Origin of the sequence: Fictibacillus sp. WQ 8-8 (genome assembly GCF_024494405.1) — a bacterium.
GTDB lineage: Bacteria > Bacillota > Bacilli > Bacillales > Fictibacillaceae > Fictibacillus_C > Fictibacillus_C marinisediminis.
The window spans coordinates 553,874-565,219 of record NZ_JAMXKG010000003.1; the positions used below are offsets into that span (position 1 = coordinate 553,874).

10 protein-coding genes are annotated in these 11,346 nt (G+C 42.0%); 6 read left to right on the top strand and 4 right to left on the bottom strand.

What is annotated here, in order from left to right; genetic code table 11:
* Nucleotides 1-99: 99 nt before the first annotated feature.
* From M1K46_RS08245 to M1K46_RS08255, 3 genes are all read right to left on the bottom strand, one after another.
* Nucleotides 100-345, bottom strand: coding sequence for a hypothetical protein (locus M1K46_RS08245; RefSeq protein WP_256225677.1), 246 nt, complete (start codon nt 343-345; stop codon nt 100-102).
* The gene (locus tag M1K46_RS08250; RefSeq protein WP_082315925.1) at nt 335-535 is read right to left on the bottom strand and encodes a YlaI family protein; all 201 of its coding nucleotides are present in this window, start codon (nt 533-535) and stop codon (nt 335-337) included. The genes M1K46_RS08245 and M1K46_RS08250 overlap by 11 nt, the downstream gene beginning before the upstream one ends.
* Nucleotides 536-654: 119 nt before the next feature.
* Complete coding sequence (locus M1K46_RS08255) at nt 655-1,284, bottom strand: YhcN/YlaJ family sporulation lipoprotein (RefSeq protein ID WP_062231562.1); 630 nt, start codon at nt 1,282-1,284, stop codon at nt 655-657.
* A gap of 192 nt (nt 1,285-1,476) precedes the next feature.
* On the opposite strand from M1K46_RS08255, the gene M1K46_RS08260 reads away from it, so the two are divergent.
* Nucleotides 1,477-2,808 carry a PhoH family protein gene (locus tag M1K46_RS08260; RefSeq protein WP_256225678.1) on the top strand — a complete coding sequence of 444 codons (1,332 nt, stop codon included), beginning with the start codon at nt 1,477-1,479 and terminating at the stop codon, nt 2,806-2,808.
* A 36-nt stretch (nt 2,809-2,844) separates the two neighbouring features.
* Here M1K46_RS08260 and M1K46_RS08265 read toward each other — a convergent pair whose 3' ends face one another.
* Nucleotides 2,845-3,342, bottom strand: a complete 498-nt coding sequence (locus M1K46_RS08265) for a hypothetical protein (RefSeq protein WP_091006703.1) — start codon at nt 3,340-3,342, stop codon at nt 2,845-2,847.
* A 159-nt stretch (nt 3,343-3,501) separates the two neighbouring features.
* Here M1K46_RS08265 and M1K46_RS08270 point away from each other — a divergent pair, with 159 nt between their 5' ends.
* The 5 genes from M1K46_RS08270 to coxB all read left to right on the top strand — a co-directional run bounded on the left by M1K46_RS08270 (nt 3,502) and on the right by coxB (nt 11,332).
* Nucleotides 3,502-3,771, top strand: coding sequence for a YlaN family protein (locus M1K46_RS08270; RefSeq protein ID WP_369795790.1), 270 nt, complete (start codon nt 3,502-3,504; stop codon nt 3,769-3,771).
* Between the two features lie 360 nt (nt 3,772-4,131).
* Nucleotides 4,132-5,289, top strand: a complete 1,158-nt coding sequence (gene ftsW, locus M1K46_RS08275) for a putative lipid II flippase FtsW (RefSeq protein ID WP_053354623.1) — start codon at nt 4,132-4,134, stop codon at nt 5,287-5,289.
* Nucleotides 5,290-5,319: 30 nt separating this feature from the next.
* Complete coding sequence (pyc, locus tag M1K46_RS08280; protein WP_256225680.1) at nt 5,320-8,766, top strand: pyruvate carboxylase; 3,447 nt, start codon at nt 5,320-5,322, stop codon at nt 8,764-8,766.
* A 424-nt stretch (nt 8,767-9,190) separates the two neighbouring features.
* A complete protein-coding gene (gene cyoE / locus M1K46_RS08285; protein ID WP_256225681.1) occupies nt 9,191-10,126 on the top strand; it encodes a heme o synthase in 936 nt (311 codons plus the stop codon).
* Between the two features lie 189 nt (nt 10,127-10,315).
* A complete protein-coding gene (coxB, locus tag M1K46_RS08290; RefSeq protein WP_256225844.1) occupies nt 10,316-11,332 on the top strand; it encodes a cytochrome c oxidase subunit II in 1,017 nt (338 codons plus the stop codon).
* Nucleotides 11,333-11,346: the final 14 nt, after the last annotated feature.

Below are 11,346 nucleotides of genomic sequence, written 5' to 3' on the forward strand. Positions count from 1 at the left end.
AGTCAGTAATCGCAGGGGTTGGCTGCAATGACAGGATGGTTAATGGAAAGTATAAAAAGGCAGACGCAGCGCTAAGCGTGAGCGATAAAAGATAGACATTCATTCTAATATGCTGCAGAAGGAACAGGCGGCAAGCCCGATTAAAAATGAAACAAGGAGATGCAGAAGAAACTGAGAAAGTTCAGTCTGCATAAAAGAGGGAAGCGAAGGAACAAAATCGATGTTAATCAGGAGCGTGTAGACCCGTTTTCCTGTCAGTGATTCAGCTGCCTTTAGAAAAATAACTAGAAGACAGCCGGATAATATGCCGGCCCAAAAACCGGCAGCAATCAGTTTACCATTCATTTTCTTTTGCAGGAGAACGGTATAACAAAAAATTTCCTGTTGCAATTCTTTTGTTTGTTTTATCAGTGATCCTCTCCTGGCACTTTTCGCACATGTACGTGTGGATCGGCCGGTTTCGCAGCCGTTTAGCCAAAGAGGATTGATCTTCAATGGATTGAATGGTGTCACATAACACACATTTTACTCGCATACCAATCACCTCTGTCTTTTTGGTGTTAAAGCCATTATATCAAAGAAGCCTCTATAAACACTAATAAATAACAAATCTCCATATAAAAAACCCCGCTTGTCCAGCGGGGAAAAGATGGGTTAATGTGTTTCTTTTAATTTTTGCTGCTGATTTTTTGTGGCTTTTTCTTGTTTTTGCTGTTGGTTTTTCAGGTTCCTTTTCTCGTTATTTGAAAGCTGGCTGTTGTTGGTTTCTGTCGGTGAAGGTTTGCGTGAATCCATATTGTTTGGAACTTGCGGCATCAACCTTCCAACGATGGCAGAAAGTTCTCTGATGATTCCGCCTATAGGATGACCTTGTCTGATCTGTCTTCCCATTTCTCTTAGACGCTGAACGGTATCAGGATCGGCAGTTACTACCGCATTGGCTCCGTAGGGGTCTTTTTTTAATGCCTCTGCCACAGAATACTTGATTGTTCCTGTCCTTGATGCGTCCAGTTTAGAATCGACATCAATTCCCACAACTGCATAACGTCCAAGTACAACCGCTGTAGCGTCTTCTACACCCGGTATGCCGGTAATCAGTTCAACCAGATGCTGAGAAACTTGTTGTGAGTTCCTTGGCCCTTGCTTTTGCCCGTTATTGGCTGTCTGGTTAACCTTGGTTAATTTAGGTGTGGTTTTATCCGTTTGTTCTGCACTTTTGTTGCTGTTGCATGCAAAAAGCAGCAATAGTGAACTCATAACGGCTATAATCCTTAATGTTTTCAATACTTTCATCCTTTCGAGCATGATCTTTTCCGTTATTTTCTGTGTTTTCTTCTATCTTTATTCAACAGTTCATACATTTAACTATAGTCCGTCCCGGCTGCTTTTCTTATACAGCTGGAAATAGACATGCAATCATCATTCATTAACACCGCCAAAACCATAGAAAATCAATTGTCAGGAGGCTGTGTAGGATTGAATAAAATATATGTCCTTGATACCAATGTTCTTTTACAGGATCCATATTCAATATTCTCATTTGGCCATCATGAGGTCGTTATTCCTGCAATCGTGCTCGAGGAAGTGGATTCAAAAAAAAGGTACATGGATGAGATCGGAAGAAACGCACGGGAAGTATCAAGGCTAATTGATAAACTTAGGGCGAAAGGGAAACTCCATGAAAATGTTCCCTTGGAAAATGGGGGGATATTGAGGGTTGAACTCAATCATCGGTCCTTCCAGCGGCTTCAGGAAACATTTGCTGAGCCCACCAATGACAACAGGATCTTGGCTGTTTCTTTAAATTTATTAAATGAGGAAAAAGGAAAAGAGAACGCCAAGGAGGTAATTTTGGTCAGTAAGGATGTACTCGTCAGAGTCAAAGCAGATGCACTTGGCATCCAAGCAGAAGATTTTCTGAGTGACAGGGTAGTGGATCGCGACGAACAAACCTATTTAGGCTACAAGGAAATATACGTAAACAGCGAACTGCTGGATAAATTTTATGAGAATCAGGAGCTTACTGTATTGGAGATTGCCAACCACTCTTTCTACCCCCACCAGTTTATCATTATGAAAGACATGTACCGGAGTTCGGTTTCTGCACTCGCGAGGGTAGAAGATAACGGAAAAAAACTAAAGCCGCTTCTATTTGAAGGGGATTCAATCTGGGGAATTAAGCCAAGGAATGTCCAGCAAAAAATGGCGATCGAATTGCTCTTGCGCAAGGATGTTCACCTCGTGACTTTGATCGGAAAAGCAGGGACCGGCAAAACCCTTTTAACATTGGCAGCAGGTCTTCTGCAGACCGAGGACTTGAAAAAATACATTAAACTCTTTATTGCAAGACCTATTGTACCGGTAGGAAAAGACATCGGTTATCTTCCAGGTGAAAAAGACGAAAAATTAAAGCCGTGGATGCAGCCGATTTATGATAATCTTGAATATTTATTTAATGCTAAAAAGCAGGGAGAACTTGAAAAAATCCTTGCGGGCATAGGATCTATTCATGTAGAGGCGCTTACTTATATCAGGGGTCGAAGCCTGCCTGACCAGTTCATTATTATTGATGAAGCACAAAACCTTACAAAACATGAAGTGAAGACGATATTAACGAGGGTAGGGGAAGGAAGCAAGGTAATTCTCCTGGGTGATCCGAAACAGATTGATCATCCTTATCTCGATGAATTTACGAATGGGCTCACATATGTTGTTGAAAAATTCAAAGACCAGAGCATCAGTGGGCATGTAAAACTTGAAAAAGGGGAGCGATCAAGCCTGGCTCAGCTTGCGGCGGATCTGCTTTAGAGGATGCTCGAAAAAAATAAACCTGCCGCGGCAGGTTTATTTAATAATGAATCCTCTAATGTTTTTTAACGGATTTTCTTTATTTCTTCCATCACCGTAATAGAAATGGACGGGACCGTCTTCTTTTAAAGGCTTTCCATTTAAAGAGAAGCCCAATACAGATTGGAGGCCTTCTTCCAATGTGATTTCTTCCATGCCGTCTGCTGTATGGATCTCAATATGAGAGGCCGTTTTATCCGGTTCAGCGTTCTTTATGAAGTGTGCAAAGCCAATGCCGAATGTACCCGTTGCAATTTTCTCTTTCAGAGTCTTCTTAGACGCTGGCTTTTTCTCTGGAGGAGCAGACCCTTCAATAATTTCTTTATCCCAATGGGAAGATACGGCTTTTAAATACTTTTCTTCTTCACTCTCAACATTCTCTTTTTCATCAAAATATTTGGTCAGATCAAACTTTCTGTCATCGAATATAAATACACCTGGATCGATGGTCAGAATATACTTAACTTTCCCCTTTAATTCTAAAACAAAATCCATATTACCATGCTCCTAATTGACGTATAGTTATTGTTTCATTCTTATTCATTCTATCATGAATAGAGTTAATACTGTAATATGTTGATTTTTTGGCTGTCTAGCGCTATATTAAAGAGTAGAAAGCCAGAGTAGAACGGAGGGATTATATTGTCACCTGAGATGGCAACAGGACATCGAGAAAAGGCATTTGAACTATTACAGGCGGATGCTGCAAAGATACTGAAGTTAATTGAGGTGCAGATGGAAAACCTGACGATGCCGCAATGTCCCCTCTATGAGGAAGTGCTTGATACACAAATGTTTGGACTCTCCCGGGAGATTGATTTTGCAGTAAGGCTTAACCTCGTTGATGAGGAAGATGGCAAAGGCTTGCTGGAATCACTTGAACGTCAGCTTTCCGCACTGCATGAAGCTTCTATGCGGAAATAATAGATAACTCAAACCGTTGGCAAAATGGTTTGGGTTTTTTTATTTGGCTTTCTTCTAAAAGATTGTTGCTTTGGGAACAGTTTTGTAAAGAATCTTCATTGCCAAGTTGATTGGAGTGCAAGGTGCGAGACTCCTCGAAAATGGCTCACCTCACGCCCCGCGGAAAGCGAGCAGCCTGAAACGGAAATCAACCACTATCAAGAACAACAAAGATTGTGAAAACAGCGTAAACAGCTTTTTTATTACAGGAGCATTTTACAAAGTTGTGTTAAAATATTTTTAACTTTATCATACAGAGGGAAAGGAAGTTTTATATACGAATCATTGTTAAGGAAAAGACTACATAAAGGATGTAAGATAATGTTAAAAAAAATGTTTCGGCACTATGATTATTCACTGGTGATTGCAATTTTAGTTTTATGCGGTCTTGGTCTCGTGATGGTTTACAGCGCGAGCATCATTGTTTCGATTAACCGCTTCGGCTATTCCAGCAATTACTTTTTTATCCGCCAGCTTGTTTTTTTGGGAGCCGGGCTTGTCTGTTTTTTGGCTGCGATGATTATTCCCTATCAGTTCTATAAAAAACTCATCGTACCGATTGTTTTCGGCTCTATCCTCCTGCTCATAGCGGTTCTGTTTATCGGAAAAACGACAAACAACGCACAGAGCTGGATTTACATAGGACCTATCGGGTTTCAGCCGGCAGAATTTGTGAAGCTTGGGCTGACGATTTACCTTGCTGCGATTTTTTCAAAAAAGCAGGACAAGCTTGAAAATTTTGCGGCCAGCGCACCTCCGTTGAGTGTATTTGCAGTGATGTTTATTCTGATCATGAAACAGCCAGATTTGGGGACCGGTTTGATTATTGCAGCGACTACCGGCATCATTATCCTGAGCTCAGGTATGAAACCAGGACACAAACTGATTTTGATTGTATCTGCACTAATGATCATCGGACTTGGTTCCCAGGTTTTGACACATGAGCAGAAGTCGCGTTTTACGGCGGCTTATGAACCGTTTAAAGATCCACAAGGGGACGGTTTTCAGCTCGTCAATTCCTACTTGGCCATCGGTTCTGGAGGGATCACCGGCAATGGACTGGGCCAGAGTATTCAGAAATATGGCTTTCTTCCGGAACCTCACACAGATTTCATTATTGCCGTTATAGCGGAAGAGCTAGGATTCTGGGGAGTCGCGCTTATTGTCGGCTTGATTGGATTTGTTGTTATTAAAGGCTTTATAACCGGCCTTAGAAGCAGGGATACTTATGGAAGCCTGCTTGCCTTTGGTATTTCTGGTATGGTCGGAATCCAGTCTTCAGTAAATCTTGGGGCAGCCATTGGTCTGCTTCCGATTACAGGCGTACCATTGCCTTTTATATCGTATGGTGGTTCATCTCTAGTCTTGTTGTTAATTTCCATGGGGATTTTAGTTAATATTTCCTGCCATGTTAATTATAAAAGGAAGCATCAAAAGCCGGAACAAGCACCTGCAAAAGCAAATCTTCACGCAGTGTAATTCCAGGAATTATTAGAGGGAGAGGTACCGATGTCACAACAGCAAATCAGAAAAATATTAGTTGCCAACCGCGGAGAGATTGCCATCCGCATTTTTCGTGCATGTACAGAGCTGGGAATTCGTACGGTAGCGATTTACTCCAAGGAAGATTCAGGATCCTATCATCGATACAAAGCAGATGAAGCCTATTTGGTTGGAGAAGGAAAAAAACCGATTGATGCTTATTTGGACATTGAAGGTATTATCACCATTGCAAAAAGAAACGGGATAGATGCCATTCACCCTGGTTATGGATTCTTATCAGAAAATATCCATTTTGCAAAGCGCTGCGCAGAAGAAAAGATTACGTTTATCGGACCGAAACAAGAACACCTCATTATGTTCGGCGATAAAGTAAAAGCAAGGGAAGTAGCTGTCAGTGCCGGACTTCCAGTCATACCGGGGTCTGACGGGCCAGTAAACAGCATTGATGAAGTGAGGGAATTTGCAGGAGAACATGGCTATCCAATCATTATAAAGGCCTCTTTAGGCGGCGGCGGAAGAGGCATGCGGATCATACGAAGTGAAAATTCGCTTGCTGAAGGATATGAAAGAGCAAAATCCGAAGCCAAAGCTGCGTTTGGAGAAGATCAGGTTTACGTTGAAAAATTTGTTGAGAAGCCAAAGCACATTGAAGTTCAGATTCTTGCGGACTTAGAAGGCAACATTGTGCATTTGTTTGAAAGGGACTGTTCTGTTCAGCGAAGGCATCAAAAAGTAGTTGAAGTTGCACCGAGTGTTGCCCTAAGTAAGGAACTTCGGCAGGAAATATGTGATGCCGCCGTTCAGCTGATGACGCATATCCACTATTTAAATGCAGGAACGGTGGAGTTCTTGGTTACGGAGGACGGCCGTTTTTATTTCATTGAAGTGAATCCCCGTGTACAGGTGGAACATACCATTACCGAAATGGTAACAGGTGTGGATATCGTTCAGACGCAGATTCTGATCGCTCAGGGCAATATGCTTCATGGTGATGTAATTGGAATTCCGCAGCAAGAGGATATTGCATGCCACGGCTATGCAATTCAATGCCGGGTAACAACAGAAGATCCTGCGAACAATTTTATGCCGGATACTGGTAAGATCAATGTTTACCGTTCTGGAGGAGGCTTCGGGGTACGCTTGGATGCTGGAAACGGCTTTCAGGGAGCTGTTATTACGCCTCATTACGATTCATTGCTCGTTAAGCTGTCAACATGGGCTCTAACCTTTAATCAAGCAGCTGCTAAAATGCTCAGGAATCTTAAAGAGTTCCGGATCCGCGGTATAAAAACGAACATCGAATTTCTTGAAAATGTTGTAAAACATAAATCGTTTATATCCGGAAACTATAATACTTCTTTTATTGACACATCAAGTGAGTTATTCTTGTTCCCTAAGAAGAAGGACCGGGGTACCAAGATGCTGACTTACATCGGTTCAACGACAGTTAATGGTTTTCCCGGCATTGAAAAAATGAAGAAACCGGCATTTACAAATCCGCGTCTTCCGAATTTACAGCTGATAGATCAGCCTGCAGACGGAACAAAACAAATCCTTGATCAGCATGGTGCCGACGGACTCGTTAACTGGATTAAAGAACAGAAAAAAGTTCTTCTGACAGATACGACCTTCAGGGATGGACATCAATCGCTCTTAGCCACTCGAGTAAGGACAAATGACCTGCTGCATGCGGCGGAACCGACAGCCAAACTATGGCCTTCCATGTTTTCTTTGGAGATGTGGGGAGGAGCTACCTTCGATGTGGCTTACCGATTCCTTAACGAGGACCCATGGGAGCGGCTCTTAAAGCTTCGAGAAAAAGTTCCAAACGTCCTGTTTCAGATGCTGCTGCGTGCTTCTAATGCGGTTGGCTATAAAAACTATCCAGATAATGTCGTTGAGGAGTTTGTGGAAAAATCATCCGCTGCAGGAGTTGATGTGTTCCGAATCTTTGACAGCCTGAACTGGGTAGATGGAATGACTGTCGCCATTGACTCAGTAAGGAAGAACGGAAAAATTGCCGAGGCTGCTCTATGTTATACAGGCGATATTCTTGATTCCTCGAGGACAAAGTACAATGCAGAGTACTACATAAAAATGGCAAAGGAATTAGAGGCTTCAGGTGCTCATATTCTCGCAATCAAGGATATGGCCGGATTGCTTAAACCGCAGGCTGCTTATGAACTTGTTTCACGTTTAAAAGAAAATGTAAGCCTGCCTATTCACCTGCATACTCATGATACGAGCGGTAACGGAATATTCACCTACTCAAAGGCGATTGATGCCGGGGTAGACATAGTAGACGTGGCAGTCAGTTCTATGGCTGGGGGAACTTCGCAGCCTTCTGCCAACTCGTTGTACTATGCCCTTGCAGGAAATGAACGGCAGCCGGATGCTGATATCAGCAATCTTCAAGAGCTAAGTTCCTATTGGGAAGATGTCCGCAAGTACTATCAAGGCTTCGAAAGCGGGATGAACGCTCCTGATCCAGAAGTCTATGAGCATGAGATGCCTGGCGGCCAGTTCAGCAATCTTAAACAACAGGCAAAAGCGGTTGGTCTTGAAGAAAAGTGGGACCATGTAAAGCGGATGTACCGCCGCGTGAACGATATGTTCGGTGATGTAGTAAAAGTAACTCCTTCTTCAAAAGTGGTAGGAGATATGGCACTGTTCATGGTTCAGAATGATCTTACAGAAGACGATGTATACGAAAAAGGTGAAAAACTGGACTTCCCTGATTCTGTCGTTGAGTTTTTCCAGGGTTATATCGGCCAGCCATACCAAGGGTTCCCAAAAGAACTTCAGCAGCTGATCTTAAAGGGAAGAGAGCATATAACGAAGCGTCCTGGAGAATTGCTGGAGGCCGCTGACTTTATAGAGATTAAAGAAACGCTCTTCCATAAACTCAATCGTCAAGTAACCAGTTTTGATGCGATATCCTACGCTCTTTATCCAAAGGTATTATTAGATCGCGAAAGAATGTTTCAGCAATTCGGGGATATTTCAGTCCTCGATACACCGACTTTCTTTTATGGCATGAGGCTTGGAGAGGAGATCGAGATCGAAATTGAACAGGGGAAAACCCTTATTGTTAAACTTGTGTCCATCGGAGAACCGCAAATGGATGGAACAAGAGTCGTTTACTTTGAGTTGAATGGCCAGCCGAGGGAAGTTGTCGTTAAAGATGAAAGCATCAAATCGGCTGTCGCTGCCAAGAGAAAAGTAGATCCGTCCGATCCAGGCCATATCGGTGCAAGTATGCCTGGCACCGTAGTGAAGGTTTTGGTAGAGAAGGGTGAAAAGGTTAAAAAAGGAGATCATCTGATGATTACAGAGGCGATGAAAATGGAAACAACCGTGCAGGCGCCATATGATGGAATCATTAAAGAAATCTACGCAGCCAACAGCGAAGCCATTTCACCGGGTGATTTATTGATCGAGTTAGCTAAATAGATAGCATCAATAAATCCATTGGGGATTTATTAATTGAACTGGCTAAATGGAAAGACAAAAAAGCATTTCACCTTTTGGGGGGGAATGCTTTTTTATAGTTAAATAAGATTGTTCAAAGAAAATTCACAAATTTGTTAAATTTCAGCCTTATACTAAAGTTTGCCAAAACATAGGAATATTATAGGAATATGTCTATCCGAGTCGAAGTATACAAACCTTCTAAATTGTTTTATAATGTTTTAGAAACATGTCTATCATATCACAACAATATGTGATAAATTTCGCAAATATGTGAAAAAAGGGATGCGTTTTACATATTGATTTCCATTTCATTACTATTTAGAATAAAATATGGCATTTTACCTGGATAGTTTAACAAAAACCGGAAATGGAAGGAAACTTACCTGTAAAGGAGGTGTATACGGTGAGCAAAACTCAAACGACATTTGATGATGCTGACAAAGTGATCAAGGCTGATTCTCTACCGGAAGCTAATCCGACAGGTACATGGAAAGATTTTCTTGCAATTGCCAAGATGGGAATCGTTATTTCAAATCTCATCACAGTTTTTGCAGGTATATTTCTTGCCATTAAGTTTAACAGTCTGCTCTTTATGGATGAGCTGAATGTTTTGGCTCTGGCCGTTGTCGGCTCAGCCTTTGTAATCGCGGGAGGCTGCTGCTTAAACAATTACATAGACCGCGATATTGACGGTTTGATGGATCGTACCATGGACAGACCGACAGTAACCGGTAAGATTGAAGCACACCAGGCATTATGGATGGGGATTATTTTATCTGCCATTGGCGTTATTCTTCTAGCCATGACAACGCTAACAGCCGCCGTTTTTGGATTGATTGGTTTATTTGTATATGTGGTTGTTTACACAATGTGGCTTAAAAGAACCCATTCTATTAATACGGTTGTGGGCGGAATTTCCGGAGCGATGCCGCCGCTGATCGGCTGGGCCGCAGTGGATGCGAACCTGGATATAAAAGCTTGGATTCTGTTCTTGATTCTGTTTTTATGGCAGCCGCCGCATTTTTTGGCGCTTGCGATGAAGAGATGTGAAGAATACAGAAATGCAGGAATACCAATGCTTCCTGTCGTATCGGGATTTAAAATGACGAAGCGCCAGATGATCTGGTATGTAGCAGCTCTCATCCCTGTCTCCTTATATTTGTATCCATTTGGCAAGGTATTTACTATTTTAGCCACTGTCCTGGGATTTGGCTGGCTAGCTCTTGGTTTATCTGGTATCCGGACAAGTGATGACATCAAGTGGGCAAGGCAGATGTTTGTCTACTCTCTTAATTACTTGACTATATTGTTCGTCGCTATGATTCTCGTAAACATATAATATCGACTTCAGTACGGAACATCTCCTTGAACCGACTGGATGAATATATTAAAGACCTTTTATATTAAAGGGCTTACATTTTTTTTTGCTATTTGCTGCTTAATGTAAACGGACACATGCCGTTTATGACAAGCAGGTAATAGATAATAGTAGCTGAACTACAACGAGAAAGTGGGGTTTTATGAAGTGATGAGAAATTTGCTGCGTAAAGGGCGAATAATCCCTTTGTTTGCAATGCTGGCGCTTCTGCTGATGGGTTGTGGTGATCCAACACTGTCTGCGCTTATGCCGCAAGGTGAAGTAGCCAACAAACAATACTCATTAATGGTGCTGAGCTTAGCAATTATGATTTTTGTATTGTTGGTCGTTTTTATCATTTATGTATTTGTATTGATCAAATTTAGAAGGCGCAAGGGCGATGACACGATTCCTGAACAGGTAGAAGGAAATCATCTGCTCGAAATTCTGTGGACTGCGATTCCAATTCTTTTACTGATTATTCTTGCAGTTCCGACAGTTATGCAAACTTTTGATTTATCTGCGAAAGATAAACCTAAAAAGAGTGAACTGGCTCTCAAGGTTACAGGCCATCAGTACTGGTGGGAGTTTGAGTATCCTAAAGAAGAGATTATTACTTCTCAGGAACTAGTTCTTCCAGTTAATACCAAAGTGCATGTGGAGCTTTCATCCTCTGATGTCATCCACTCATTCTGGATTCCATCGCTTGCTGGGAAAACAGACACCAATCCTGGTGACGGCAGCAAGAACTACATGTGGATTGAAACAGGAAAGAAAGAACAGATCTATAAAGGGAAATGTGCTGAATTATGCGGTGCTTCTCATGCCCTTATGGATTTCAAAGTAAAAGTCGTTTCAAAAGAAAAATACAAGGCTTGGGTAGATTCATTCAAGAATGCAAGCGGCAATGCTACCGGAAATGCTGCTGAAGGGCAAAAAATCTTTAAAAAGAACTGTATGTCTTGTCATGCGGTAGGCAAAAACGGCGGTAATACCGGACCTAATCTTACTGGTTTTGGTGATAAACAGCGTGTTGCCGGTGTACTTGAGCACAACAAAGCCAACTTGGAAAAATGGATTAAAAATCCTCAAAAAGTAAAACCAGGCAATAACATGCCGAACGTGCCCCTTAATGATGAAGAAGTTGACGCAGTAGCTGACTATCTTCTAAGTCTAAAACTTCAATAGGCAAGAGGAGCGGT